The following is a 26455-nucleotide window of genomic DNA, read 5'->3' as shown; positions in this document are numbered from 1 at the left end:
GCGTCCCGGCGCGGGAAGGAGAACCGCACCTTGACCACTCCCCCCACCATCAGCGCTGCCGAAGAGCGGCAGGAAGTGCCCGGATTGCGCGTCCTAACCCAGGACTGGCTGGCCGCCATCGGCGAGGACCCCGACCGCGAGGGCCTGCAAAAGACGCCGCACCGCGTGGCGAAAGCCTGGAGCTTCCTGACCGCCGGGTATCACAAGACGCTCGCCGACGCCGCCGGGGACGCCGTGTTCGCTGCCGACGGCTCTGAAATGGTGATCGTGAAGGACATTGAGTTCTACTCCATGTGCGAGCACCACATGTTGCCCTTCTACGGCCGGGCGCACATCGCCTACATTCCCGACGGCAAGATCCTGGGCCTGAGCAAATTCGCCCGCATCGTGGACCTCTACTCGCGCCGCCTCCAGGTGCAGGAGCGCATCACCACCCAGATCGCCGACGCGGTGGAGGAGTTGCTGAACCCCCGTGGCGTCGCGGTGCTGATGGAGGGCGTTCACCTGTGCATGGCGATGCGCGGCGTGCAGAAGCAGAATTCGAGCACGACCACGAGCGCCATGCGCGGCCTCTTCAAGGAGGACGCCCGCACCCGCGCCGAGTTCATGAGCGCGGTGCAGACCACGCTGCGGGGGCGCTGAGCGAGAACCTTCCCGGCCCTGCTGCCCGACGAACACAGTAGGCAAACGCCGCGCCTTCCGCGCAAAGTAGAGCATGATCTTCCGCACGTACCTGCCCGACCCACGTCTGAGCGCGTGGGTCCGGTCGTATGAGGAGAAGGCCTTCACCCACAGCGCGGTGCTGTGGGCCCACCGGGAGATGCCGGAATATCTGGTGCGGCTGAGCTTTCGTGCGGGAAGCGGCAGCCCCGCGCGGGCAACGCTTTGCGGCCCTCAATTGGTGGCCCGGGATATCGAGTCGCGTGGCGGGGGCCGCACGCTCACGGCCCACCTCTTTCCCTGGGGGGCGAAACGGCTCCTGGGCGGGGAGGGGTCGGGCCTGGACCTCACTCGTGAACCTCTGGCGCGGCAAATCTGCGGCCTGCTCGAACTCGGGGACTGGGCGGCGGCGCGGGAGGCCCTGGAGGAGTGGATGCTGGACCTGTGCCGCATTCAGACAGAAGCGCCAGGTAAGGGCGTGAGGGCCGCGCGGCAGCTTTACGCCTCGCACGGGACAACGAAGATCACGGCCCTGGCCAACGAACTGAACCTCAGTCCCCGGCAACTTGAACGGTATTTCCGGGAGGAGGTCGGGTTGAACGCCAAGTGGCTCGCCCGCCTCGTCCGCTTCGGCGAGGTCCAGCGCCGCATCGGCCTGAATCCATCGCTGCGGCTGACGACACTAGCTTACGAATTGGAGTTCAGCGACCAGGCCCACCTGACCAAGGAGTTCGGGGCGCTGGCCCGCATGAGTCCCGGACGCTTCGCTGGGGTCAGCGCCGCGCGGCAGAGGCGGGGCAGGAGCCTCCTTCCTGAGCGGCAGGTCCAGACGTTGCTTTTTGACAATTCGGTTGTGGAGTACCGCCACTACGTTCGGAGGCATGAACACCTCGTCTACTCGACGCTTGCCCCGCCTGTTCCTGATCGTCACCACGTTCCTGTTTGCGATGGGCCTGTCGGTGGTCTTTCCCGTGCTGCCCTTCATTGTCGTGCGCTACGTGCCGCAGGTCTCGGAGCAGGCGGCGGTGATCGGCTGGCTGGGGGCGTCGTTCGCCCTGCTCTCGTTCTTCTCGGCCCCCGTGATGGGCGCCCTCAGCGATGCCTACGGGCGGCGCCCCGTGATCATGCTCAGTCTGCTGGGCTCGGCGGTCGGGTACGTGGTCTTCGGGATCGGCGGCAGTCTGGCGATGCTGTTCCTGGGGCGGGCCATCGACGGCCTCACGGCGGGCGGCATGGCGGGCACCTTCGCCTACATGGCGGACACCACGCCACAGCAGGAGCGCGGCAAGGTCTTCGGGCAACTTGGGGCGACCATCAGCGCGGGCCTGATCCTGGGTCCGGTGCTGGGCGGGGCCCTGGCCCACCTGAGCCTGAGTGCCCCGATGTTCCCGGCAGCGGCCATCTGCGGACTGAACCTGCTGTGGGGGCGCGTTCGTCCTCCCCGAGAGCCTGCCCCCCGAGCGGCGCCGCAGGCAGTTCGGCGCGGCCCACCTCAATCCGCTCCTTCAGCTCCGGGGCGTCCTCGCTCACCCGCTCGTTTGCCGCCTGGTGGCCGTGTCGGTGCTGTTCGCCCTGCACTTCACCCTCATGCAGGTCACGCTTCCCCTCCTCGCACGGGACACCCTGCACTGGGGGCCGGAACAACTTGCCACCCGCTCCGTGGTCGTCGGAGTCTGCGACATCCTGGTGCAGGGCTTTCTCCTCTCGCACCTGATCCAGTGGTGGGGGGAGCGGCACGTCGCGCAGGGGGCGTTGGGTGCGGGTGTCGCGGGCCTCCTCGGTCTGACCGTGCTCCATCTCTACCCGGTGCAGGCTCTCCTCTACGCCGCGCTCCTGCTGTTCTCGCTGGGCGAAGGTGTGCTGAACGCCGTTCTGGATGCTCTGATCTCCAACGCCACGCCTGCCGAGGCGCAGGGAAAGGTGCAGGGAGGCGTGCAGGCGTTCGGCTCGCTCGCCGGGATCGCAGGCCCCCTGATGGGTGGGGAACTGTATTCCCGCCTGGGACAGACCGTCACTTTCGGTACGGGCGCCGCGTTGGTGCTGACGGCGCTCGGTGTGCTGAACGGCACGCCTGCTGACGCGGCTGGGGAAGAGGTTTCCCCGGCGGCCTGATCTGTGGCGCGGCTGGCAGGAGAAGTTTGCGGCCTCCTCAATGCAGGAGAGGCTTCGTTCAGATCGGCAAAAGGAAGCGGGCGGGGAGCATTATTCTTCCCGCCCGCTTCCTTGAATCCATTCAGTCTTCCGCCAGCGCCGCCTCCAGCGCGTTCCAGGCCAGCAGCGCACACTTGCGCCGCGCGTGTAATCGGCTCACGCCCGCGAGTGCCACGAGGTCACCCAGCACTGGGTCCGCTGGCCCCTCGCCCATCACCATCGCCCGGTAACGGGTGGCAAGGGCGCGGGCTTCTTCGAGCCCCTTGCCCCTGAGCGCCCCCGTCATCAGGCTGGCGCTCGCCTGGCTGATCGCACAGCCCCGCCCGGTGAAGCAGACCTCGGCCAGCCGCCCGGCCTCCACCCGCACCCAGACCGTGACGTGATCGCCGCAGCCAGGATTGTCGAGGGCGACGTGGGGCGCCCCCTCAATCGCCCCCTTCCCGCGAGGATGTCGCTCGTGGTCGGTGATGATCTGGCGGGCGAGGGCCTCGGGCAGCATGAGCCTACTCCGGCTGGGCGAGGCGCAGCGCGGCGGCGTGGAGCATCCGCACGCCCGTCTCCAGGCTGGCCTCGTCGATGGTGAAGCGGGGGTGGTGGTGCGGCCAGCGGCTGTCCTGCTCGTCGCTGCCCGAGCCCACGTTGAAGTACGCGCCGGGCGCCTTCTCCAGGTAGGCGCTGAAGTCCTCGCCGCCCATCGTGGGCTTGGCGTCCTCGTAGTGCTCGGGGCCGACCGTCTCCAGCGCGATCTCCTTGAGCTGGGCGGCCACCCAGTGGGTGTTGATCAGGGGCCGGTAGCCGAACTCGTACTTGAAGTCGTAATCCGCCCCGTGGGCCGCCGTGATGCCCTTGATGACACGTTCGATGAGTTGCGGTGCCCGCTGACGCAGTTCGGGGTCGAAGGTCCGTACCGTGCCCATCATCGTCGCCGTGTCGGGGATGACGTTGTGGGTGGTGCCGCTCTGGAAGTAGGTGATGGAGACGACCAGGGCGTCGAGCGCGGCCACGTGGCGGCTGACCACATGCTGGAGGTTCGTCACGACCTGCGCCCCCACCGCGATGGGGTCCACCGTCTGCTCGGGGTGCGCCCCGTGCCCGCCCTTGCCCTTGACCGTGATGTGGATGGTGTCGGGCGCGGCCATGAAGGCGCCCGGCTTGACCACCACCAGTCCGACCGGAAGCTGGCTGTTGAGGTGCAGGCCGGTCACCACGTCCACCCCGTCCATCAGCCCCGTCTCCATCACGAGTTCCTCGGCGCCGCCCGGCCCGATCTCCTCGGCGTGCTGGAAGATCATGCGGACCTCGCCGGGCACCTCCACCGCGTGTTCCGACAGGAGCTTCGCCACACCCAGCAGGATCGCCGTGTGCCCGTCGTGCCCGCAGGCGTGCATGGCCCCGGGTTTCTGCGAGCGGAACTCGAAGGTGTTCTCCTCCTCCATGGGCAGGGCGTCGATGTCGGCCCGCAGCAGCACGGTGCGGCCGGGCTTCCCGCCCTTCAGGACGGCGAGCACACTCGTCGCGGTTGGGCGCGACACCGTCAGGCCGGGCATCTTCCGCAGCTCGGCCTCGATGTACGCCGCCGTCTCGTGCTCCTCGAAGCCCACCTCGGGGTTCATGTGCAGGTGCCGCCGCCACGCGACGAGCTGGTCACGGAGGGCCGTCACCCTGTCCACCGTTTGTGTCATGCCTCAGTGTAGGCCCCGAATCCATGTGGGGGCCCGTTTTTCTGGACGGCACGTCCGAGGGTGAACGCGGCTGAGCTCGTCCTCAGCAACTTTTCCCCCCGAACTGTCGTACTGGGGGCATGAAAAAGACCCGTTCGCAGGGCGGCAAGTTCAGCAAGTGGATGGTCTACGCGCCCGTCGCGCTGGAAGTCATCAGCCTGCTCCGCCGAAACCAGAAGGCCAAGCGGGGCAGGTACGCCAAGATTCGCAAGCGTGACCGCGCCCTGGACTTCCTCCTGGGGCAGGCCGAGCGCAGGCTGGGGAAGCAGCGGGGCGCACGCCGCTGGTAGGGAAGCCGGAGGCAGTGTGGAGGGAGTAGGCGATGGCCGTCTGCTCCCTCTCCCCTTATGGGAGACTCGCAGGGCTGCTGGCAGAGGGCTGGGGCGAGGGGGCGTGTGACCCTCGCCACTTGCCCTCCCTGCTAGAAGGTCTAGTTCTTCTGACTGGTCTCTAGACGCTAGGCCCGTTCATCCCCTCCCAACCTCCCCCTCAAGGGGGAGCTTTTTGGCCGTTCTGAACGGAACTTTCCCCCACGGTCTCTCCCGTACTCCCGCAAGCTCCGCGGCCAGGTCGTAGGCAACGGCGAGGCCCAACGTGTCCGCCAGAGGACCACCCAGGAGGAGATGGGCGCCCTCGGTGAGGCTGTGGTGGACGGGGGGCGCATCAGCCCTTCCTTCCGGCAACGCGAGCCACGCACCGGGTACGTCTGCGAGGCTGTGTCCGACCTCCAGCGCCTCCGTGCCCAGCGGCGGTAGGGCGTCCATCAGGCGGATAAGGTCCTCCAGCGTCTCGCGCCGCACACCGACCGGCACACCGGTCAGGCGGCCTCCGGTCGGGACGTAGCCATGCGGGTCGCGGTGGTGGACGGGAGGGATCAGGGTGAAGCCGCCGTGCTGAGGGCGCAGGGTCAGGCCGCCCGCCCGCAGGATCGGTGCCGCATCCGTGCTGGGCGTGTTCAGGCGCGGCGCCTGCCGGTACGCCCGCCCGTGCCCTGTATGGACGCCCAGATCGTGTTCGGCGGCGTGGGGACCATCGGCTCCCATTGCCACGATCACCCGGCCCGCCCGCAACTCGTGCGTCTCGTGCGTGACGATCTCATGGGTGTTCGTGACCGTCAGGCGGTCCAGGCACAGCCCCCCCGGCGTGAGGTGCACGTGCGTGTTCAGCAGCAGGTCGGCCCTCGCCCGCACCGCCCCCTGTCCGCAGGCGAGGGCGACGGCCCCGGGGCGGTAGGTCGCCGCGTCCTCGTCTACCCGGGCGAAGGGCAGGGCCCGGGGACTGAGGAGCCCCACGGCCTCGGGACAACGGGCCAGCGCGTCGGTTGTCGGCACGCTGCCCTCCGCCTCTTCTGGATAAAGGTTCAGCAGCGGGCGGGCGGCAAACTGCACGTCCCCGAAACTCTCCTCCAGAATGCGCCGCACCCACGCCGCCTCCGCCTCCCGGCCCGGCGGCACGTCGAACGCGGTCCACACCCCCGGCGCGAGGATCGTCGCCCCCTCCTCATTGGGCAGGCCGCCCCGCTCGACGATCAGGAGGCGCAGCCCCGGCGCGAGCTGCCGCAGGAAGAGCGCGCAGGCCGCCCCCATCCGCCCGGCCCCCACGATCACCACGTCGTAACCCGTCTCCGCGAACGTCTGCCCGACGTGGGCCCAGACCCGTCCCGCCCCCGCTGTCATGCCGCCCATGATGCCGTGCCGGACGGGGGCGATGAGGGGAACGTTTTCCCTCTCACCTTCCTGTCAGGCCAGGTACAGAAGCCGCCGCTTATACTCTCGGGACAGATGCGCGTTCTCATGCTCACGCTGGCGCTCGGTGGGAGTGCCCTAACCGCGGCCCAGGCCCTGAACATCCGGGTGCTGGTCGTCAGCGCCCCGCAGCTCACGGTGCGGCTGCCGGGCACGTCCGCCCCGGCGCCGGGGGCCCTCACCGTGCCGGGGGTGGCGCCCGCCCCGCTGCCAACGAACGCCTGGACCGTGGGCGCGCAGGGGGACCGCCTCACCCTGAACGGGCGGGACGCGGGGAGCGGCACCCTGTACCTCCCGCCCTCGCCGGGCAGCGTGGTGGAGATCGCCTCGAAGCCCTACCGGGGTGGCGTACTGCTGCGGGCTGTGTCGGGCGGCGTGCAGGCGATCAACGTGCTGGATGTGGAGGACTACCTGCGGGGGGTGGTTCCCGCCGAGATGCCCGCGGGCTGGCCCGCCTCCGCGCTCGCCGCCCAGGCCGTGATCGCGCGGACCTACGTGGCGGCGCGCATCAACCCGGCGCTGCCCTACGACACCTGCGCCACCGAGAGTTGCCAGATGTACGGCGGGGTGAAGGCCGAGAAACCGGGCTCGGACGCCGCGATCCGGGCAACCGCCGGGCAGGTCGTCGCCTACTCGGGCAAACCCGCGAGCACCTACTTCTCCAGCGACTCGGGCGGCTATACGGCGTCGAGCGCAGAAACCTGGGGCCGTGACCTGCCCTACCTGCCCGCCCAGGCCGATCCCTACTCGGCGGGCGGGCCGCGCGCCCGCTGGCGGCTGGAGGTGAGCGCGGCCAAGGTGGCGGAAGTGGCCGCGCGCTACCGGGTGCGGGTCGGGACCCTGAACTCCGTGCGGATCACCCGCGCGAGTCTCTCGGGCCGCGCGCAGGAGGTCACGCTGACGGGAACGGGTGGGGTGACCCGCCTGGCTGGCGCCGACGCGGGCGGCTTCGTGCGCTCGCTGGGCGCCGCGAGCAGCCGGGTGACCCTGAGCGGGCCGGTGGGGCCGAACACCCCCCTGGTGGTGGAGGGGGCGGGCTCCGGGCACGGGGTCGGCCTCTCCCAGTACGGGGCGCTGGGGCTCGCGCGGCAGGGACAGGACCACCTGCACATCCTGGGCTTCTACTACCCCGGCACCACCCTGGGCATGCTCGCAGGCGTACCAGACGCCCGGCCAGTCCTCGCGCTGTCCCGCCCGCTGCCCACGCTGTCCCCCCTCTCCGCTCCCCTCGCGCTGACCGGATCACATGGCGAGTAAAACCATCGGGAACCTCTTCCGGCGGAAGGTGCGCCGGGGCGCCCTCGTCGCCCTGGCCTCACTCGCCGGGCTGCTCGCGCTGGGCGAGGCGGGGGCCCGGACGGTGCGGATCGTGCAGGCGCAGACGCTGGAGCTGCGACGGGTGGACGACCAGGAGATCGTGGTCATCACCGGGGGCGAGAGCGGAGGCACGGTCGAGCTGCGGGTGGACGACGACGTGGTGCTCGCCCAGCGGGTCGAGTACAACCGCACCCGCCGGACGCTGACCCTGATCGGCTCGGCGACCTACCGGACCGCGAAGGAGGGGCAAAACCTCCAGGGCGAGAACCTCGTCGTGGACCTGGGGCAGGAGCAGCTCACCGGCGAGGACGTGCTCATCAGCGACGGGAACCTGGAGATCCGGGGCAGCGAGGTCGAGCGCATCCCGGGGCAACTGCGGGCCACGGGCGGGTACTTCACCCCCTGCGCGAAGTGCGGGCGCACGCCGAACGACTACGCCTTCCGGGCCGAGCGGCTGGTCGTGTACCCCGGGGACCGCCTGGTGGCGTACCGGGCGCAGCTCCTGCTCGCGGACCGTCCGGTGCTGTACCTGCCCGTCGTGGTGCTGCCGCTGGGCGACCCCGAGCGCCAGCCCCGCCTCGTTATCGGGAACGGCCAGCCCGACGGCCGGACGGTGGAGGCGGACCTGCCCTTTTCCATCGGGTCGAACACGCTGGGCACCACCCTGCTGCGCTACTACGAGAACCGCAACCCCAGCCTGGGCTTCGGGGTCAACCTGCGGTCCTACGCGCCGCTGCCCTTCGTGGACCGGCTGAACCTGTACGCCCTGGCGAACCCCAAGCCCTTCGCCTCCGACGGCACGCGGCAGGTCGGCTACGACGTGGACCTGGACTTCAGCGTGAAGGGCCGCTTTCCCCTCTCGCTCGCGGTGCGCGACGCGGACTACAGCCTCAGCGTGGTGCAGCGCGACATCGGCCGCTCGCAGACCGACCCCGAGCGCAACGTGACGCGGGTGGACTTCACCGCGAACGCGGAGTACCCCCTTTTCAGCGCCCAGTTCAACTACAACGACCGCTTCGGGCCCGAGCCCACCGTGCCCCTCAGCACGCCGCTGCGGACCCCGGAAGTCGTCGTGGACCCCAAGCCCTACACCCAGGGCAATTTCAGCGCCGACTTCCGGGTCTCGGCGGGGCGCTACACGGCGCAGGTCAACCCCCTCTCGCGCCTGGCCGCCGTGGAGGCGGGGGGCAAGCCCAACATCACCACGACCCGGCTGGAGGAGCAGCACGCGCTGAGCTACACCACGCAGCCCTGGCGCAATGCGGACCTGACCCTCACGAACACCTTCACCGGGCGGTACTACGGGACCGGCGCCCGCACGGTGAACCTGAACGTCGGCGCGGAACTCACCCAGCGCTTCAACGTCACGAACACGGTGCGGCTCCGCTACAACTACATCCGCATCGAGGGGACGAGCCCCTTCGCCTTCGACGCGCTGCCCACCCGCCGCCTGAGCGCGCCGCTGACCCTCGACCTGAACACGGTGCCCGTCAAGGACGTGACCTTCGGCGTCTCGTACACCCGCGACCTGTTCCTGCCCGCGAGCCAGCAGCCGCCCACGACCTTCCGGGTCACCGTGAACCGGCTGCCCGTGAACCTGACGTACAACCTGGCGCACAACTTCTCGACGGGCGAGCTGGAGAGCAGCGACTTCAGCCTCACGCTGGGGGACCCGAACTCGGGAAAGGTGACCGTCACGCCCGCCCGCCCGGCCCAGCCCGCCACCGCGACCACACCCGCGGTGCCCGCCCAGCCCGCGACGGTCACGCGCAGCAGCAACTGGCCCGCGCCGAACCTCACGGTCACGGCGAACGGCGCCTACACCCGCGCGGGGGGCTACCAGCCCTTCACGGTGCGCGCGACGGTGACGGGAGACATCCGCACGAACTCCTTCAGCGTGTACGCGACCCACGACATCCAGACCCCCCGCCTGAGCGCCGTGGGGGTCGAGTTCAGCGGGGTCAGCGCCGTCGATCCGGTGCTCAACTCCCTGAGCTTTACCGGCCGCGAGAACCTCAACCTCATCACGCCGCGCCTGACCGGGAGCTACAGCGTCACGTGGCGCGGGGCGTACACCGCCTCCACCGCGCACGACATCGCGCTGGAGCAGCCCGACACCGCCCGGGAGAGCGGCACGATCACCTTCAGTGTGGGGACCGTCGCGGGGCGGGCCACGAACTGGCAGCTCACGTACGGCGGCCCCTACGACCTGCGGCGGGGGGGCTTCACCCGCCCGACCCTCAGCGGCAGCCTGACCGCCACCCGCCCCGGGCAGTCGCTCGCGGTCGCCGCCGTCGTGAACACGCCGGGCCTGGACCAGCCGCGCACCGAACTCACCCGCGCGGACGTGAGCACGAACTCCTGGCTGTTCGGCTCGCGGGCGGCGATCTCGGCGCGGGTCTCCTACACCCGCAGCCGCTTCGGCGTCTACCCGAACGACGTGCCGACGGACACGCTGGTCCTCGACCCCATCCAGGTGGGGATCGCCCTGGGCAACGGCCCACGCCCCGGCGCGTACCTGACGGGCAGCCTGCGCCAGACCTTCACCTGGGTGGGCGGGGTGCGGCAGAATCCCGCGCCGCTGGCGCCCGTGATCGGCCTGACCATCGACCGCTGCTGCTGGGCGCTCCAGGCCGAGATCGACATGAGCCTGCGCCGCTACCGCCTGGGGATCAGCCTCCCAGGCACCGACCGCTACCCCCTCTTCGACTACGGCAACGAGGGCCTGAGCGTGCCCCTGCTGCCGCTGCGCTGAGCCTTTCCCCGGAGGTCTCCCCATGTCCCGCCCCCCCCTGACGGCCCTCGCCCTGCTGCTTCCCGGATTGATCGCCGCCTGCACCGGCACCGACGAGGGGGTCGTGACCCTGCGGCTCGCGGTACTCACAGACGGTGGGGCCACGGTCCGCACCGTGACCACCAGCAGCGGCGGCACGGTGCCCACACCCGGTGATGTGACCGTCAGCGTGAACGGGGGCGTCACGCTCGACACGCTACCCGGCGGCGCCCGCCTGGCCCTGACCCTGGCGGGGGGCATCGAGAGCCGGGACGTGAACCTGGCGAACGCGGTCCCCTTCGCGGCCCTGCCCTTCAACCCGATCTGCCTGATCGCCACCGCGCTGAGCGCGACCCGCGACCGCCTCCTTACCCTCAGCCAGTGCGGGACGAATGGGACACCCAACGGGCTCCAGCAGCTCGCCCTGTACCGCACCGACGGCACCCTGGTCTGGACGGCCACCCTGCCCACCTTCACGCCGCCCATCCCCACCCTCGACACGCCGCCCATCCGACTCGCCGTGCGGGGGGATGTGGGAGTGGTGGCCCGCCCCGCGCTGACGGGGGGCAGCGAGGTGCTGCGCGCCGCGCCCGGGACGACCGGGGCGGCGGTCGCCACCGTCAGTCCCCCGCAGCCCACGGTCGCCATCCGGGACCTGGCGCCGGGAGCAAGCGCGGTCTACGCCGCGACCGACACCGGCGTGCTGCCCCTCAGCGAGCAGGGCGTGCCCAACACCCAGGGTCGGCTGGCCGCCTTCGGGACCGCCCGGGTGGACCGCCTGTGGACGAGCGCGGGCAGCGGTTCGGTGGGCAACTTCATCGCCGCCTGGCGCGACACCACCCTCAGCGGCAACAGCTCCGAGCCCCTGCGGCTCTGGGACGGGGCGCGGACGACCGCCGTCACCGTCACCTCACTGGCCGACCTGCGCGACGTGACCTTTGCCCCCGACGGCAACCTGTATGCCCTGACCCGCACGGACCTGCGCCGCTACGACACAGTGTTCGGGCTCTCCCAGGGCAACTGGCGCGAGCAGGTCCTCCTGAGCAGCCTGAATGACGCGCGGGCGGTGACGTGGCTGGTGCCTCAGTGACGTGAGTTCCTGCCGTCTGGGGGAGGATCAACCGCGAGGGGCGCGTTTGGGAGGGCTCTTTGGGGCTGGGCAGGAGGGCAAGCTGACGCTTGTTACCCCCCTAACCTCCCCCACCAGGGCGAAGGAGTAAGAGCGCCAAAGCTCCAGCTTTTGAAAACCGTCTCCTGTAGACGGCCCATTGCTCGCTCTCGCACGGCCTTCACCCCGCCTTGCGCGAGCAACGAGACGCTAGCCCCACAACTTGGAGAACAGCAGGATCAAACCTTGTGCGTGGAGGAAGACGGCCACAGGCGAGATGGGCAGGAACCTTGTCGAGCGTAGCGGAGAACTCCCCGGGTGGGGGCAAACCGTATCAAGACGCCCGGCCCCCTTCCCAAAAAGGGAAACCCCGCGCTCAACCCTGGACAGCTCCGAACGAACCCGTCCCGCCGCCTGACGGTTCAACCTATCGCTTGACCCCCACCCCCCAGCAGCGCCAGGAGCCCTATCGGCACCGCCCCCCGCAGCCCCAGCAGCGGCAGCCCGCCGCGTACCAGGAGCACGGCGGCAGTCCCATCTGCCGGACGAAAGCCCAGGGCCGTGCGGGTGCCCCGCGCCACCCCGTCGTGCCACCACACGCCGCGCGACTCTAGCCAGCCGGGCGCCACCCCGGTCAGGTGGGGAGGCAGGCCGGGGGGGCGCGTCACCGCCCGCCAGTCCCCGCCGAGACGGCCGTCCAGGTGCGCCCCCGCGAAGGTCAGCAGGTCGGCCCCCGTGCCGAACAGCCCTCCGGCCCCGGCCAGGGGCCCGAAGCCAGTGATCCCCTCGCCCAGCAGCGTGGCCGTGGGGGTGACCAGCCGACCGGCTGGGGGCGTGAGGGTCACGCTGTCCAGCCCCAGCGGTCCCGTCACATACCGGGCGAGCGCCCCCCCGTAACCGGCCGCGTTCAGGGCTTCTCCCGAACCGGACGCCAGGGCCAGCGCCAGCACCCCTAGCCCCAGGTTGGAGTAGGCGAAGCGGCCCGCTGCGCGCCGGTTTGCCCAGCGCCGCGCGCTCGCCAGCACGTCCCGCGTACTCATCCCGCCGTAGGGGTCCTGAAAGCGAGTGAAGCTGGTGACGATCACCCGGGCCGGATGTGGGGGCAGCCCCGCCGTGTGGGTTGCCAGGGCGCGCGGGGTCACGAAGGCGGGAAAGCCGCGCCACGGCCCCCCCAATGCGGACAGGGGTTGATCCCAGGCCAGCCGCCCCTCCCGCACGAGCACGCCTGCTAGCGCCGCGGTGAAGGGCTTGGTGACGCTCGCCAGCTCGAATATCCCTTCACGCGGCACGCCGCCCAGCCCGGCGAGAGCTACCCGGTCTCCCCGCGCCACGCTGAGCACGCCGCCCCGCCGCAGGGCCAGCCGCAGCAGGGGAAAGGCGGGGCGCAGGTCCCGGCCCAGCACCTCCTCCACCCCGGAGAGGGCGGCGCGCAGGGGGTCACGGCGGAACATGCGGCCAGGGTAACGCACGCCCTGCTACGCTCCGGGCATGACCTCCAGCCCGCCCCGCCCTGCGAAGAAGCCGATCACCCACACCCTGCACGGCGAGGTCCGCCCCGACGATTACCACTGGCTCAAGACCCAGAGCAAGGCCGACCCCGAGGTGCTGGGCTACCTGAACGCCGAGAACGCCCATCTGGAGGCGGTGATGGCGCCTCTGCGCGAGACGCAGCAGGCGATCTACCAGGAACTCCTCTCCCACGTGCAGGAGCGCGACGACCAGCCGCCCGTGCCGGAGGGGGACTACGCCTACTTCACCCGCACGGAGGAGGGAAAGGCCCACCCGATCTTCCTGCGCCGCCCGCTGAACGGGGGAGAGGAGGAGGTGCTCCTCGACCTCAACGCCCTGAAGGAGCGCGAGGGCCACGCGAACGTGTGGGTGTACGACACCCGCCCCAGCCCCGACGGGCGGTACTGGGCCTACCTGCTCGACACGACCGGGCAGGAGGTGTTCGAGCTGCGCGTGCTGGACACCCGGACGGGAGAGCTGGCCGAAGCTCCCCTGACCGCCGTTAATGGCTGGACCCTGGCCTGGGGCGCGGACAGTTCCCATCTGTACTATGCCCGCGACGATGCCACCCAGCGGCCCTACCAACTCTGGCGCCACACCTTGAGTCAGGCGCGGGAGGGGGATGAACTGCTGTATCAGGAAGACGACGTGACCTTCCTGGCAGGCGCGGTTCTCTCCGAAAACGGCGACACGCTGCTGATCGTCAGCAATGCCGGGATCACCTCCGAGTGGCACGCGCTGGATACCCACGGCCCGCAAGCCCGACCACAGCTCCTCCTCCCCCGCGAGCGCGGCGTCGAATACTCGGTGACGGACGGCGGCGACCACTGGCTCGCCCTGACGAATCAGGGGGGCGCGACGGAGTTCAAGCTCGTCACCCTGCCGAAAAAGGACGGCCTGACCTGGGCGGACGCCACCGAAGTTTTGCCGCACGACCCGCAGCGGCACCTCACCGATATGCACCTCTTCGCCTCGCACCTGCTCGTTTCCGGTCGTGAGGGAGGCTTCACCCGGCTGTGGGTGCTGCCCCGCACACCCGAAGGGTACGGCCCACCCCGCCGCGTCGAATTCCCCGAGGCGAGTTACACCGTCTACGTCGGCCCCAACCACATCTTTGACACAACCTCCGCCCGGATCGTGTACACCAGCCTCACCCGGCCCGCCGAGCATCTGGACCTCGATCTGAACACCTTGCAGACCACGCTCGTCAAGGCCACGCCCGTTCCCAACTACGACCCCTCGCAGTATGTGGCCGAGCAGGTATGGGCGGCGGCGAAGGACGGCGAGCGGGTGCCCGTCAGCCTGGTGCGCCGGAAAGATACGGCCCTGCCCGCCCCGACGCTGCTGTACGCCTATGGCAGCTACGGCTTTCCCACCGACCCCGAGTTCCGCTCGGCCCGCCTGCCCCTGCTCGACCGGGGCTGGGTCTGGGCCATCGCCCACATCCGGGGCGGCTCCGAACTCGGCCGCCGCTGGTACGAGGCCGGGAAACTGGCCCACAAAATGAACACCTTCACTGACTTCATCGCTGCCGCCGAGCACCTGAAGGCGGAGGGCATCGCAAGTGACCTCGTGGCGGTGGGCCGCAGCGCGGGCGGCCTGCTGATGGGCGCCGTGGTGAATCTGCGTCCCGAGCTTTTCCGGGCAGCCTTTGTCGGCGTGCCCTTCGTGGACGTGCTCTCCACCATGCTCGACGACTCCATTCCCCTGACGACCGGTGAGTACGACGAGTGGGGCAACCCGAATGACCCCGCTGCTTACGCCACCATGCGCGAGTACAGCCCCTACGACAACCTGAAGGCGGGCGTCTATCCCCACCTCTTCGTCTCCACTGGCCTGAACGACCCGCGCGTGGCCTACTGGGAACCCGCCAAGTACGCTGCCCGCCTGCGCGACCTGCGGCAGCCTGGCAGCGGCACCCTCGTCCTCAAGACGAACCTGGGCGCGGGGCACGGCGGCTCCAGCGGGCGCTATGACGCCCTGAACGAGGCCGCCGAGGAATACGCCTTCGCACTGGCCGCGGTCGAGGGGCGGCTGGAGGGGCAATAAAAAAGCCGCCTCTTGGGCGGTGATGAAAAAAAGATAGCATGGAATGCAGGGGAAGTCAAATTATGCACTCCGGACATTTGGAGGGCAGCCCGGAGAGGTCAGGCTCGGAGCGGCGTCCGCCTGTCCCGCCCCGGGGCGGGACGGGTTCCCGGGCGACGGGCGGCAGGAACCAGCTTTCCTTCCCGGGGAAGCGCGGCCGCAGCCGGTCCTCCCGGAGGGTGCAGACGAGGTCGAGCGCCTGCTCCTCGATGCCGACCATCCTCCGCACCGTTCGGGCTTCCAGAGCAGAGATGAACAGGCAAACGGCCTGGGAGAAGCCCACCGGGTCCCCCTGAGCAGAGGCCAGTCCCGCGGCGTAGCTGATGGCCGCCCGGGCGCTGTTCCGGGCCAGGTACAGTTGCTCGGCCTGCTCGGAGGGGCTCACGCCTTATTTTAAATAAGGAGACTTGGCCGTGACCGTAGCAGGCGGCACAGGGGTCGGGCCGGGTTGGGGACGGGCTGGAGCGGGGCCGTGACAACCGGAGTGAGGACGACTCCCGAAGACGCCCTGATTTCGCGGCCCTAGCTCCGGACTGCGGGCAACTCCACCTCCACCGTGCCCACCTCCCGCCCCGCCCAGTTGTGCAGGGGGGTGGGCGCGAGGGCGCGCATCTCCTCGGTAATGGGCAGACCGAGCATCTCCAGCGCGGCGAGGGCGACGTGGGGCCGGGCCCGCTCGCCAGCGTCCATGATCTTGAAGGCGATTCCCAGGGGGCCGCGCAGCGTGTCCCGCAGCGCCATCCCGTAGAACGCCTCCGCCCCCATCTTCGCCGCCAGGCCGGGCACGAGCGGCATCAGCGTGGTGTCGAGCCGCCCCGCTCCGGCGATCAGGAAGGGATGGGTGGTCATGGCCTGGAAGATGCGTTCCAGGGCCGGGCCCAGTTCGCCCTCTGGAGCCGCCAGCCGGGCGAAGATGCGCGCCGCCCCATGCAGTGGCAACGCCAACGCGGGCACGCTGCACCCGTCCGTTCCCAGATGAACGTCATCCAGGGGAACGCCGCCCAGCTCGGCGTGCAGTTCCCGAATCCGCACTTGCAACGGGTGCCCGTATTCCGTATACCCCTCGCACGGCCAGCCGTTCAGCACGCACGAGAGGAGCATCCCCGCGTGCTTGCCCGAGCAGTTGTGGTGCAGCGGCGTCGGCTTCTCGTTCCGGCGAATCAGGTCGGCGGCCACCCCGGGGTTGAAGGGGGGGTGCGTGCCGCAGCGCAGGTCGTCCACAGTGCTGCCCGAGCGGGCGAGCAGCCGCTCCACCACCGCCAAATGCTCCGGTGTGCCCGCGTGGCTGGCACAGGCGATGGCGAGTTCATCGGCGGGCAGGTCGGGGGCGCTCAAGGCCAGCGGGAGCGCCTGCACCGGCTTGGAGCTGGAGCGCGGAAAGGTGACGAGGTCCGCGTCCCCGCAGGAGGCGACCCGCCGCCCCTCCCGGTCCACGACGACCACGTGAACGGTGTGGACGCTCTCCGTCAGCCCCCCTCGTGTGAAGACCACTCTTCCGGCTTGCCCTGTCATGTGGCCCAGGGTAGCGCGGCCCCGCCCGGCTTGACTTCCCGCCCGGCGCCCTATAACCTCTGGTCCGCTGGTCCGGTAGTGTAGCGGTTAGCATAACTGCCTGTCACGCAGTAGGTCGCGGGTTCAAATCCCGTCCGGACCGCCAGAAGGGGAGCGAGGTGAAAGCCTCGCTCCTTCTCGTTGTGGTCATGTCTCCCGCGCCCGGTAGGGTAAGGGGATGACCGAGATCACCACCACACCCGCCCGGGAGTTCGCCGCGCAGGTGGGCCGCTGGGAACAGGTGGCTCGCCGGGCGCTGGCGGCCTTCAGCCTGTCCGACGCCCCGCTCGACCTGTACGGGCACGCCGAGAACGTTACCTTCCGGGTGAATACCGGGGCGGGTCCCCGGGCACTGCGCCTGTACCGGCCCTTCCGCTACACCCGGGAGGAGATCGGGGCCGAGCTGGCCTGGCTGACCGCCCTGCGGCGGGACACCGCGCTGGCCCTGCCCGCGCCCCTCGTTCCCCCCGGGGGAGACGTGTTGCAGGTAATCGAGGGTGCCTCCCCGGGTTCCCGCTGGTTCTGCGCCCTCTTCGAGTGGGCGGACGGCGAGTTCGTGGGTGAGCAGCCACTTCCGGAACACCTGCACAGGGTGGGGCGGCTGATGGCGAAGCTCCATGCCCACTCGCTCACCTACCGGCTCCCCGCCCCGCTCTGGCGGGCCACGCTGGGCTTCGAGGGGGACGAGGCGTTCTTCGCAGGGCAGGCTCCCCTGTCTTCCGGGGATCGCGCGCAGCTCTGTGAGGGCCTGGCTGTCGCCCGTGAGGCTTTTGCCAGGGCGCGTGAAGCTGGGGAGGTGGGCCTGATCCACGCGGACCTGCACCAGGGCAACTACCTCATGCAGGGCGGGCAGGCTGTGCCCATCGACTTCGACGATGCCGTCTTCGGACCCTTTCCCTATGACGCGGCGGCCACGCTCGTGCATGTACGGCATCGGCCGGACTTTCCCGCTCTGCGCGCGGCCTTCCTGGCTGGATACGCCTCGGCGCGACGCCTGTCCGCCGTCTGGTCGGACCTGGACTGCTTCCTGGTCGCCCGGCGGGTGTGGCTGGTGGGATGGATTCTCCAGCGGGCGCACCAGCCGGGCGTGCGGGACTGGGCCCCGGCGTACCTGAGGGGGCATCTGGACGGGCTGGCCGAGGATCTGGACGCCTGCCGCTGAGGTCGGGGGTGGGACGGGTCCGGATTGCTACCCATCCCCCTTCCCACGCCCGCGCCTTGCCGTATCATGCGCCCCGGTTTCGCACGGCGTCCGTGAGCCCCTCCGCAAGGCAGGCCTGCCCCCGACCCCGCGCACGGCGAGCCTACCCCATGGACGGAGGACGCCTGAGTTGACGACCACATCTTTTTCTGTTGCTGACGCCGCCGAACTGTACCAGGTGCCCAACTGGAGCGGCGGCTGGTTCCGTGTAAGTGATAAGGGCCAGGTCGAGGTCACCCCCTCGCCCGGCCTGCACGCGCCGCTGCGCGCCATCGTGGACGAGATCGTGGAGCGCGGCGAGAGCCTGCCGGTCATCCTGCGTTTTCCGCAGGTCGTCGCGGGCCGCGTCAAACATCTCAACGAGGCGTTCAGCAAGGCCATCGCCGAGTACGGCTACACCGGGCACTACCAGGGCGTCTTTCCCATCAAGGTGAACCAGCGCCGGGTGGTGGTGGAATCCATCGCCGCCGCCGGGTACGAGTACGCGCACGGGCTGGAGGCGGGCAGCAAGGCCGAGCTCGCCCTGTGCCTGGCGCAGAAGATGCACCCCGACGCGCTGCTGTGCTGCAACGGCTTCAAGGACGACGGCTTCATCAAGCTGGCGCTGTGGGGCCGCACGCTGGGCAAGAACGTGGTCATCACCATCGAGAAGTACTCCGAGCTCGACCGCATCCTCAAGCAGGCGCGCGCGCTGGGCGTGAAGCCCGCCATCGGCGTGCGCTTCAAGCTGCATGCCCGCGGCTCAGGCCAGTGGGAGGAGTCGGGCGGCGACCAGGCGAAGTTCGGCCTGAACGCCTACGAACTCCTGCGCGTGGTCGAGCGGCTGCGCGAGGAGGACATGCTCGACTCGCTGGTGATGCTGCACACCCACATCGGCTCGCAGATCACCGACATCCGCCGTATCAAGGTCGCGGTGCGCGAGGCCACCCAGACCTACGCGGGATTGATCGCGGCGGGCGCGCAGCTCAAGTACCTCAACGTGGGCGGCGGCCTGGGTGTGGACTACGACGGGTCCAAGACCACCTTCTACGCCTCCATGAACTACACCGTGGGCGAGTACGCCGCCGACGTGGTGTACACCGTGCAGGAGGTCTGCCGCGCCCGCGAGGTGCCCGAGCCCGTGATCGTGTCCGAGTCGGGCCGGGCGCTGACCGCCCACCACGCCGTCCTGGTGATGCCGGTGGTGGACGTGACCGGCCCCACCCGTGACCTCGAAGAACTGGCCGCGCCGAACGAGGACAGCCACCAGATCGTCAAGGACCTCGAAGAGATTCTGGTCAACATCTCTGCCCGCAACTACCGCGAGATGTACAACGACGCGGTGGGCGACAAGCAGACGTTGCACAACCTCTTCGATCTGGGGTACGTCACCCTGAACGACCGGGCGCGGGGCGAGGCGCTGTTCAACGCGATCCTGCGCAAGATCGCCAAGCTGATCCAGGGCGAGAAGTACGTGCCCGACGAGCTGGAGGACCTGCAAAAGGTCCTGGCCGACAAGTACATCTGCAACTTCTCGCTGTTCCAGAGCCTGCCCGACAACTGGGCCATTCAGGCGCTGTTCCCCATCGTGCCCCTCGACCGCCTGAACGAGCGGCCCACCCGCCAGGGCACGCTGGTGGACATCACCTGCGACTCGGACGGCAAGATCGAGAAGTTCATTGACCTGCGCGACGTGAAGGCCACCCTGCCCCTGCACGAGCCGGGCGGGCGGCCCTACTACCTGGGCGCGTTCCTGATGGGGGCGTACCAGGACGTGCTGGGGAGCGCGCACAACCTCTTCGGCAAGGTCAGCGAGGCGCACGTGACGGTGCGGCCCGGGGGCAAGTTCCACATTGACCTCTTCGTGCGCGGGCAGAAGGCGCGGCGCATGATCGAGTCGATGGGCTACGAGGAACCCATGCTGCGCGACTCCATCGAGGACCAGGCGGACGAGGCCCTGCGGGTCGGCACCCTGACGACCGAGCAGGAAAACGAGCTGCTGGAAGACTACGGCGAGGAGTTGCTGGGCTACACGTATCTGGAGTACGAGGAGGGGTAGGCGGGGTTATCTCCCGGCCACCTGAAGAGGCCCGTCCCAGCGCTGAAAAAGGCGAGTGGGGCGGGCCTCTTCCCTGGGCGCCTCAGGGACTCTTCTGCTCCGTCGTCGTGGTGGTGGTCGTCCCCTGCGACTGGCCGGTCGAGTCGAAGCTCTTGGTGGTCGTCGTGCTCGTGCTGGAGCTGCTCTGGGTCTTGTCGTTGCAGGCGGCGAGCAGCAGCGCGGCGCACAGGAGGGTCAGGACTTTTCTCATGCCTCCATTGTTTGGCGGGGTGCTGACGCGGTATGAACAGACCCAACGAGAAGTCTTTACCCTGAGGGGGATGTCAACTGGCCTCCTGCTGCTTCGTCACGCCGACTCCTGGCACAAGCGGGAGGGCATCGTCGGCGGGGCAAGGGGGGACCGGGGGCTGACGCCGGAGGGAGTTCGGCAGGCCGAGCGGCTGCGTGACCGTCTCGCCCGGCAGGGGCTGGAAGCACAAGCGGTCTACTCGTCTCCGCTGCCCCGTGCCCAGAAGACAGCCGAGGTGGTCACGCGGGACCTGAACCTGCCGTCAGTCCTCCTCGATCCCGGCCTGATCTCCTGGGCAGTGCCCGAGGAGGCGGACGGAATACCCACGCAGGAATTCCAGACCCGCTACGCCACCCCCGGCGGCGTCTTTCACCCCTTCGAGTCCGTCAGCGAGTCCTGGGCCTCGCTCGTCACCCGCGCCTCGTACACGCTGCTGACACTGGCGCGGCGGCACCCGGGGCAGACCACACTCGTCTTCACCCATGCGGAAGTCGTCAAGGCGTCCTTCGTGGCGTTCGGCAATCTTCCCCTGCTGCCGCCCTTCGAGGTGGAGGTGAGGTCCGCGTCGGTGACGGAATGGCGGACGGAGGGCGACCCCGCCGCGTGGCCGCCTCCGGCCTGGACACTGGTGCGGTTAAACGACGCCGCCCATCTGGAGGGGGGGGAGTTGTGAACATTCCCGGCCTGGACCTCCCATCCCTCCCCGACGCCTCCCGGCTCACGCTCCCCCTGGGGGACGTGACGCTGGGCGGCTACCTGTGGGAGCAGCCCCACCACGCCCCCGCCGCCGTGCTGCTCCACGGCTGGGGCCAGGACGCCTCGGACATGGCGTGCCCAGCGCGGCTTTTTCATCAGGCCGGATGGCACGTCCTGAGCCTCTCCCTGCGCGGCTGGCGGGGGTCGAGCGGGTGCGACGACTACGGGCGCAGCGGGCCGGGCGACACGCTGCGGGTGCTGGAGTGGCTCCGGGACAGGCCTGATGTAACCTCCACGGTGCTGCTCGGCTTCTCGCTGGGCGGGCTGGTGGCCCTCCTGACCGCCGTGCGGGAACACCCGGCGCGGCTGGTGGTTGCGGTGAACGCCCCCACCGACCTGCGCGGGGTGTACCGCACCACCACCTCCCGAATCCTGCGCTGCTACTACGAGGCTGTGCTGACGGAGGCGCAGTGGGAGGAAGGCTCACCCATCCGCTGGGCCGGGCGGTTGCGGACCCCGGCGCGGGTGGTGGTTGGCACAGAGGACCACCTGTGTCCCCCGGCTGTGGGACGCGAGTTCGCCCGGGCGTCGGGGGCGGGGCTGCTGGAAGTTGATGGGATGGCCCACCTTCCGAACGAGGCCGAGTGGGGCCTCATCGTGCGGGCGGCACTGGCAGGCGAACTGGGATGAACCGAGTCCCCAACGTGGGAGAGTTCTGATCTCCCTTCTCTCACCATGGCCCACAGCATGATCCGGGCATGAATTCCTTCCTGAGGTCTGCCCTCGCCGGGTGCGCCGCCACCCTGCCCATGTCGGTCTGGATGCTGGCTGCCCAGCACTGGCTGCTGCCCCGGCGCGAGCGCTACCCGCTGCCGCCCGAGCAGATCACCGAGCATGCCGCCGAGGCCGTGGGGCTGGACGCGGTGGCCGAGAAGGAGCCCGTTCTGAAGGTAGCGACTGTGATCAACCACTTCGCCTACGGGGCCGCCGCCGGGAGCCTCTACGCGCCGTTGCGGACGCTGCCCGGTTCCCCCGTGCTCAAGGGCTGTGGCCTGGGTCTCCTCGTCTGGACCGGCAGTTACCTGGGATTGCTGCCCGCCCTCGGCCTGCTGAGCCCGGCGACCGAGCATCCAGCCCGCCGCAACGCGCTGATGATCGCGGCGCACCTCATCTGGGGCGGCGTGACGGGGGTCCTGGCGGAGGGGCAGCGGCGGGGGTGACCGTAGGCGGCGGGAGGACTGACCCGTTCTGGCTCGGCTCCTCCCCGCTCTGAACGGCCTGCGGCTCCTCCTGGCCCTGGTAGGCGCGGCTGGGCAGCCAGTAGCGCACGGCCCAGCGGTGCAGCAGCAGGGCGGCGGGACCCGCGAGCATCGCCCCCAGCGCTCCGCCCAGCGCGAGCCCCACGAGCACGGCGACGAGGAGCGCCGCCGGGGCGAGCCGGGTGGTGCGGCCCATGATCATGGGGCCCAGGATGTTGCCCCCGATCTGGTTAAGGACGAAATACAGCGCCGCCACCAGGCCCAGCGTGAGGGGACCCTGCAAGAGGGCCAGCAGCAGCGGGGGGATGGCAGCGATGAAGATGCCGACAAAGGGGATCAGCCACGTCAGGGCGGTCAGCAGGCCCAGGGCCAGCGGGTTGGGTACCCCCAGCAGCAGCAGGCCCAGCGCGGCGAGGACCCCGACCCCCAGTCCGGTCAGGAGCAGCCCCCGGATGGCCCGCCCGAAGGAGACGCTCACGTCCTCCGACAGCCGCGCCAGGCCGGGCTGCCATTCCCGCGGGAACGCCTTCAGGAGCCCGCTGGTGATCCGGGGGTAGTCCAGGGCGAAGTACAGCGCCAGCGTCAGCAGCAGACCGATCCGGCCCAGCCACGCCAGCCAGTCGGCCAGCAGTGAGGGGCTGGAGGACAGCAGGCGGTCGAGCAGCGGGCCGATGTTGCTCGCCAGCTCGGCGGCCCGGGTCTGCACGTACTCGGCGAGGCGGGCCTGAAGCTGCTCGACGCCCGGGACACTGCTGGGGTGCCGCAGCGCGCGGTCGAGGAGCTGGGTCAACAGGTCGGCCAGGGCGGGCAGGCTGCTCACGAAGCTGAGGACCTGGTCCGCCAGCCGCCAGAACAGCAGCGCCGAGACGGCCAGGAGGGCGAGGGTAAACAGCAGCACGCCCCAGCCCCGGCCCAGCCCCCGCTTTTCCAGCCAGATCAGCGCCGGGTTGATCAGGTAGGCGATGGCGTAGGCACCGCCCACCGTGAGAAGCACGCCGCTCAGCCGCCGCGCGAGGAGAAACACGAGCACCAGCCCCAGCAAGTAGACGGGCAGCCGGACCTGCGGCCTGGCCCACAGGTCGTGCAGAAGCTGCGGCACGGTTCGTTTGGAGTTCACGGCGGCTCCTCAACGGGGGACGGTGGGTGTGGGGGTCCTATCCCCACATTATGGGTCCTGGTGCGAACTCGGGGCGAGCGGCCCTCGCCCTGTCCCGTCCTGCAGAGCGAAGCCCCCTCAGGCTGTCTGGACCTCGTCCCGGGTCCTCACCGTCAGCCCGGCCCCCATCCCGCCTTCCGCCCGCGCTACCCTGTCCCCCATGCCCGAAGCTCTCCTCACGCTGGATATCGAGAAACTCGTCGCGGGGGGGTTGGGCCTCTCACGGGATGAGTCCGGCGTGGTCCTGGTGCGCGGGGCGCTGCCGGGCGAGCGGGTCGCGGCGGCGGTGCGGGCGGGCCGTGGCGTGCGCCAGGGCGTGACCCGCGAGGTGCTGTCGCCCAGCCCCGACCGGGTGGAGGCGCCCGACCTGCCCACCGTGGACCTCGCGCACGCTTCTTACCCGGCGCAACTGCGGTACAAGCGCGGCTTCGTGGAGGAGGCGCTCTCCCGCATCGCCAAGCTGCGCGCACCCGTGGGGGAGACGGTCGCCAGCCCCCGCGAGTGGCACTACCGCAACACGGCGCAGTACCTCGTGACGCCGGGGGGCCTGGCCTACCGCGAGCGCCGGGGCCGCGACCCGCAGCCCGTGGGCCAGGACCCGCTGGTGATGGAGGCGATCCAGGCCGTGATGGACCGCCTTGACCCCGAACGCCTCGACCCCGCCACCGAGGTCGCCTTCCGCGCCAGCCGCCTGACGGGCGAGGTCGTGGCGGCGTTGATCGGGGCGGGTGAGCCGCGCGTGTTCCTGCGGGCCTCCGATCACCTCATGGACGCGGGGGTGGTGGGCGTAAGCCTCGCCCAGCCCTCGGGAAAGAGGTTCGGGGCGGGCGTCCGCCTAATTACAGGTGAGGCCGAGATTCAGGAGCAGTTCGGGCGCGTGCGGGTGGGCGTCACTGCGACGGGTTTCGCGCAGGTGAACCCCGAGGCGGCGGGCCTGGCGTACATCCACGCGGCGGACCTCGCCGGGAAGGGGCTGCACGCGGTGGACCTCTACGGTGGCTCGGGGGCCATCGGGCGGCACCTGGCCCCCCACTTCACCCGCGTGACCGTGCTCGACACCGCCGCCGAGGCGCTCAGCCGGGGACGACAGGCGGTCGCCCAGAGTGGCGAGCGCAACGTGACCTACCGCAGCGGCGACGCCTCGCGCTTCGGCGAGCTGGGCACTGACGTGATCGTGGTGGACCCGCCCCGCGCGGGCCTGGACGAGGGGGCGCGCGACCACGTCCATGCCAGTACCGCCGACCGCCTGGTGTACGTGAGCTGCGACCCGGCGACCTGGGCGCGTGACGTGGGCGACCTCACCCGGCGGGGCTGGCGGCTGGGCTCGGTGACGCCCCACGACTTCTACCCGCAGACGAGCCACGTGGAAGTCGTGAGCGTGCTCGACCGCTGAGGCGCGGGCATAGACTGCCCCATGCCCTACCTGCGCGTCACCTGTCCCCCCCTGCCCGCCGAGCGCAAGCGCCACATCGCCGGGCAACTGACGGAGGCGGTGAACCTCCTCTTCTTCTCACCCCGCGGCGGCCCCACCCGCGAGGAGCTGCGCGAGCGCACAACCGTCCACTTCGCCGAGTACGGCGAGGACGATCTATACATCGGCGCCCGTTCGGTGGGCGAGCGCGGCGCGGCCGACCTGACCGTGGAACTCTCCGACTGGAACATGAGCGTGCGCCAGCAGCGGCGGGTGGCGCGGCACCTCACGCCCCTGCTCGCCCAGCTGTTTGGCGTTGGGGGGGAGAACCTGGAGAACGTCAACATCCGCCTTCATTCCTACCCGCCCACGGCCTTCGCGGTGGGGGGCCGCCTGCTCGCCGAGCGAGTGCCCTGGATCGGCCAGACCATGAAAAAGCTTCAGGGCTGACGGAAGGGTCGCCCCCGGCTGCTACCCTCACCCCATGCTGGACGTTCTGGTGATCGGCGCGGGGCTCTCGGGCCTGACGGCGGCGCGCGTGCTGACGCGGGTGGGGCGGCGCGTGCGCGTGCTGGAGGCGGCGGGGCAGGTGGGCGGGCGCCTGACGACCCGGGTGGTGGACGGTTACACCCTCGACGCTGGGTATCAGGTGATCTTCCCGGCGTACCCGGCCTTGCGGAGGCACCTCGATTTTGACGCGCTGGACCTCGTGCAGATTCCCTCGGCGGCGGCCATCCGCTGGGGGGCGCGGGCGGAGGTGCTGGGCGACCCCTTCCGTGACCCCGGCAGCCTGGCTGGCACGCTGACCTCCCGGGCGCTCTCGCTGGGCGACAAGCTGCGGGTGGCCCGTCTGGTGGCCGCGCTGCGTGCCCCCGCCCCTCACACCCTGCTGAATGGCCCCGACGAGACGACGGAGGGCTATCTGCGTCGCCAGGGCTTCAGCGAGGGCGCCATCGACAGCTTCTTCCGCCCCTTCTTCGGCGGCATCTTCCTGCGGCGCGACCTGCACACGAGCGCGCGGCTGTTCCGCTACTACTTCCGCATGCTGGTGGACGGCGGCACGGCCCTGCCCCGCGCGGGGGTCGGTGAGATTCCGGCCCAGCTCGCCCAGGGCGTGGAGGTGACGACCGGCGTGCGGGTCACCCGCCTCCTGCCGTATGGCCCCACTCCGGGCAACGGGCACGTGACCGCCGTCACCTCCGCCGGGGAGATCGATGCCCGCGCGGTGATCGTCGCCACCGACCCGGACACCGCCCAGGTGCTGACGGGCGAGCCGGTGTCGCGCGGGAGCCTGGGCAGCACCTACCTGTATTACGCCTCGGCCACCCGGCTCGACCGCCAGCTCCGCCTCCTGCTGAACGCCGAGGACGGGCTGATCAACAACGCCCAGTGGGTCAGCAACGTGATTCCCGAGCGGGCGCCCGCCGGGGGGCACCTCCTGACCGTCTCGGTCCCGGGCCTGCCCGACCTCGACGACGACTCGCTGGACGCCCGGGTACGCGGCGAGCTGAGCCGCTGGTACGGGGCGGGCGCGGGCGGCCTGCGGACGCTGGGCATCGAGCGCATCCACCACGCCCAGTACCCGCAGCCTCCCGAGTACGCCGCGACCCTTCCCGGCCACGCCACCGGCCTCCCCAGCGTCCTCCTCGCCTCCGAGGTCACCGCGTCGAGCAGCATCCAGGGCGCGATGGAAAGTGGCGAGAAGGCGGCGGCCATCCTCCTCGGCGACCTGGCGGGCATGAGCCGCCCGCGCGGGGCGTGAGCGGGGCAAAGTCGCGCAAC

At 70.3% G+C, this 26455-nt stretch carries 22 protein-coding genes, 1 tRNA gene and 2 pseudogenes; 17 read left to right on the top strand and 8 right to left on the bottom strand.

All coding sequences use genetic code 11. The features are described 5' to 3' along the window. Positions 1-30: 30 nt before the first annotated feature. The 3 genes and pseudogenes from folE to F784_RS27785 all read left to right on the top strand — a co-directional run bounded on the left by folE (position 31) and on the right by F784_RS27785 (position 2772). On the top strand, positions 31-642 hold the full coding sequence (gene folE, locus F784_RS0108885) for a GTP cyclohydrolase I FolE (RefSeq protein WP_019586377.1): 612 nt from the start codon (positions 31-33) through the stop codon (positions 640-642). 73 nt (positions 643-715) lie between these two features. Continuing rightward, positions 716-1414 (top strand): annotated as a pseudogene (locus F784_RS27790) (helix-turn-helix domain-containing protein); the annotation flags it as partial. Positions 1415-1541: 127 nt separating this feature from the next. Continuing rightward, a pseudogene (locus tag F784_RS27785) lies at positions 1542-2772 on the top strand (MFS transporter). A gap of 121 nt (positions 2773-2893) precedes the next feature. Here the strand turns inward: F784_RS27785 and sufU are convergent. After that, positions 2894-3310, bottom strand: coding sequence for a Fe-S cluster assembly sulfur transfer protein SufU (sufU, locus tag F784_RS0108875; protein ID WP_019586375.1), 417 nt, complete (start codon positions 3308-3310; stop codon positions 2894-2896). A gap of 4 nt (positions 3311-3314) precedes the next feature. After that, complete coding sequence (locus tag F784_RS0108870) at positions 3315-4493, bottom strand: M20 family metallopeptidase (RefSeq protein ID WP_019586374.1); 1179 nt, start codon at positions 4491-4493, stop codon at positions 3315-3317. Between the two features lie 119 nt (positions 4494-4612). Here F784_RS0108870 and F784_RS0108865 point away from each other — a divergent pair, with 119 nt between their 5' ends. After that, positions 4613-4822 carry a hypothetical protein gene (locus tag F784_RS0108865; RefSeq protein ID WP_019586373.1) on the top strand — a complete coding sequence of 70 codons (210 nt, stop codon included), beginning with the start codon at positions 4613-4615 and terminating at the stop codon, positions 4820-4822. Positions 4823-4999: 177 nt separating this feature from the next. Here the strand turns inward: F784_RS0108865 and F784_RS22720 are convergent, their stop codons facing one another. Then, complete coding sequence (locus tag F784_RS22720; RefSeq protein WP_019586372.1) at positions 5000-6217, bottom strand: FAD-dependent oxidoreductase; 1218 nt, start codon at positions 6215-6217, stop codon at positions 5000-5002. A 96-nt stretch (positions 6218-6313) separates the two neighbouring features. On the opposite strand from F784_RS22720, the gene F784_RS0108855 reads away from it, so the two are divergent. The 3 genes from F784_RS0108855 to F784_RS0108845 are packed head-to-tail and all read left to right on the top strand — an operon-like array spanning position 6314 to position 11457. Continuing rightward, positions 6314-7534 carry a SpoIID/LytB domain-containing protein gene (locus F784_RS0108855; RefSeq protein WP_019586371.1) on the top strand — a complete coding sequence of 407 codons (1221 nt, stop codon included), beginning with the start codon at positions 6314-6316 and terminating at the stop codon, positions 7532-7534. After that, a complete protein-coding gene (locus F784_RS0108850) occupies positions 7524-10349 on the top strand; it encodes an LPS-assembly protein LptD (RefSeq protein WP_019586370.1) in 2826 nt (941 codons plus the stop codon). The genes F784_RS0108855 and F784_RS0108850 overlap by 11 nt, the downstream gene beginning before the upstream one ends. Before the next feature lie 22 nt (positions 10350-10371). Beyond that, positions 10372-11457: a hypothetical protein gene (locus F784_RS0108845; RefSeq protein WP_019586369.1), complete on the top strand. Its 1086-nt coding sequence runs from the start codon at positions 10372-10374 to the stop codon at positions 11455-11457. Positions 11458-11897: 440 nt separating this feature from the next. Here the strand turns inward: F784_RS0108845 and F784_RS0108840 are convergent, their stop codons facing one another. Beyond that, positions 11898-12926 (bottom strand): serine hydrolase domain-containing protein, encoded by a 1029-nt coding sequence (locus F784_RS0108840; RefSeq protein WP_019586368.1) that lies wholly within the window; start codon positions 12924-12926, stop codon positions 11898-11900. Positions 12927-12963: 37 nt separating this feature from the next. On the opposite strand from F784_RS0108840, the gene F784_RS0108835 reads away from it, so the two are divergent. Then, positions 12964-15033 carry a S9 family peptidase gene (locus F784_RS0108835; RefSeq protein WP_019586367.1) on the top strand — a complete coding sequence of 690 codons (2070 nt, stop codon included), beginning with the start codon at positions 12964-12966 and terminating at the stop codon, positions 15031-15033. A 55-nt stretch (positions 15034-15088) separates the two neighbouring features. Here F784_RS0108835 and F784_RS0108830 read toward each other — a convergent pair whose 3' ends face one another. Both F784_RS0108830 and F784_RS0108825 read right to left on the bottom strand, forming a co-directional pair. After that, entirely contained in the window at positions 15089-15457 is a 369-nt protein-coding gene (locus tag F784_RS0108830) for a hypothetical protein (protein ID WP_019586366.1), read from the bottom strand. Between the two features lie 137 nt (positions 15458-15594). Beyond that, positions 15595-16584: an asparaginase gene (locus F784_RS0108825; RefSeq protein WP_026332377.1), complete on the bottom strand. Its 990-nt coding sequence runs from the start codon at positions 16582-16584 to the stop codon at positions 15595-15597. Positions 16585-16653: 69 nt separating this feature from the next. Between F784_RS0108825 and F784_RS0108820 the strand changes: the two genes are divergently transcribed. The 3 genes from F784_RS0108820 to speA all read left to right on the top strand — a co-directional run bounded on the left by F784_RS0108820 (position 16654) and on the right by speA (position 19862). Further along, positions 16654-16729 (top strand) — tRNA-Asp (locus F784_RS0108820). A gap of 72 nt (positions 16730-16801) precedes the next feature. Continuing rightward, complete coding sequence (locus tag F784_RS0108815) at positions 16802-17785, top strand: phosphotransferase enzyme family protein (protein WP_019586364.1); 984 nt, start codon at positions 16802-16804, stop codon at positions 17783-17785. Positions 17786-17954: 169 nt separating this feature from the next. Then, positions 17955-19862 (top strand): biosynthetic arginine decarboxylase, encoded by a 1908-nt coding sequence (gene speA, locus F784_RS0108810; protein ID WP_019586363.1) that lies wholly within the window; start codon positions 17955-17957, stop codon positions 19860-19862. Positions 19863-19944: 82 nt separating this feature from the next. Here the strand turns inward: speA and F784_RS26090 are convergent, their stop codons facing one another. Next, complete coding sequence (locus F784_RS26090; protein WP_019586362.1) at positions 19945-20112, bottom strand: lipoprotein; 168 nt, start codon at positions 20110-20112, stop codon at positions 19945-19947. A 70-nt stretch (positions 20113-20182) separates the two neighbouring features. On the opposite strand from F784_RS26090, the gene F784_RS0108800 reads away from it, so the two are divergent. From F784_RS0108800 to F784_RS0108790, 3 genes are all read left to right on the top strand, one after another. Next, positions 20183-20824 (top strand): histidine phosphatase family protein, encoded by a 642-nt coding sequence (locus F784_RS0108800; protein WP_019586361.1) that lies wholly within the window; start codon positions 20183-20185, stop codon positions 20822-20824. Then, positions 20821-21537: an alpha/beta hydrolase family protein gene (locus F784_RS0108795; protein ID WP_019586360.1), complete on the top strand. Its 717-nt coding sequence runs from the start codon at positions 20821-20823 to the stop codon at positions 21535-21537. The genes F784_RS0108800 and F784_RS0108795 overlap by 4 nt, the downstream gene beginning before the upstream one ends. A 68-nt stretch (positions 21538-21605) precedes the next feature. Further along, positions 21606-22067: a hypothetical protein gene (locus F784_RS0108790; protein ID WP_019586359.1), complete on the top strand. Its 462-nt coding sequence runs from the start codon at positions 21606-21608 to the stop codon at positions 22065-22067. Here the strand turns inward: F784_RS0108790 and F784_RS22715 are convergent. Continuing rightward, on the bottom strand, positions 22015-23223 hold the full coding sequence (locus tag F784_RS22715) for an AI-2E family transporter (RefSeq protein WP_019586358.1): 1209 nt from the start codon (positions 23221-23223) through the stop codon (positions 22015-22017). The two genes, F784_RS0108790 and F784_RS22715, sit on opposite strands and share 53 nt — an antisense overlap. A 199-nt stretch (positions 23224-23422) precedes the next feature. Between F784_RS22715 and F784_RS0108775 the strand changes: the two genes are divergently transcribed. The 3 genes from F784_RS0108775 to F784_RS0108765 are packed head-to-tail and all read left to right on the top strand — an operon-like array spanning position 23423 to position 26435. Next, positions 23423-24655, top strand: coding sequence for a class I SAM-dependent RNA methyltransferase (locus F784_RS0108775; protein ID WP_026332376.1), 1233 nt, complete (start codon positions 23423-23425; stop codon positions 24653-24655). A 21-nt stretch (positions 24656-24676) separates the two neighbouring features. Then, complete coding sequence (locus F784_RS0108770; RefSeq protein WP_019586356.1) at positions 24677-25123, top strand: hypothetical protein; 447 nt, start codon at positions 24677-24679, stop codon at positions 25121-25123. A gap of 34 nt (positions 25124-25157) precedes the next feature. Beyond that, entirely contained in the window at positions 25158-26435 is a 1278-nt protein-coding gene (locus tag F784_RS0108765) for an NAD(P)/FAD-dependent oxidoreductase (RefSeq protein WP_019586355.1), read from the top strand. The last annotated feature ends 20 nt before the right edge of the window (positions 26436-26455 follow it).

It is taken from the genome of Deinococcus apachensis DSM 19763, assembly GCF_000381345.1.
In the GTDB taxonomy this organism is placed as follows: domain Bacteria; phylum Deinococcota; class Deinococci; order Deinococcales; family Deinococcaceae; genus Deinococcus; species Deinococcus apachensis.
This window is presented reverse-complemented; position numbering and strand designations above follow the sequence as displayed.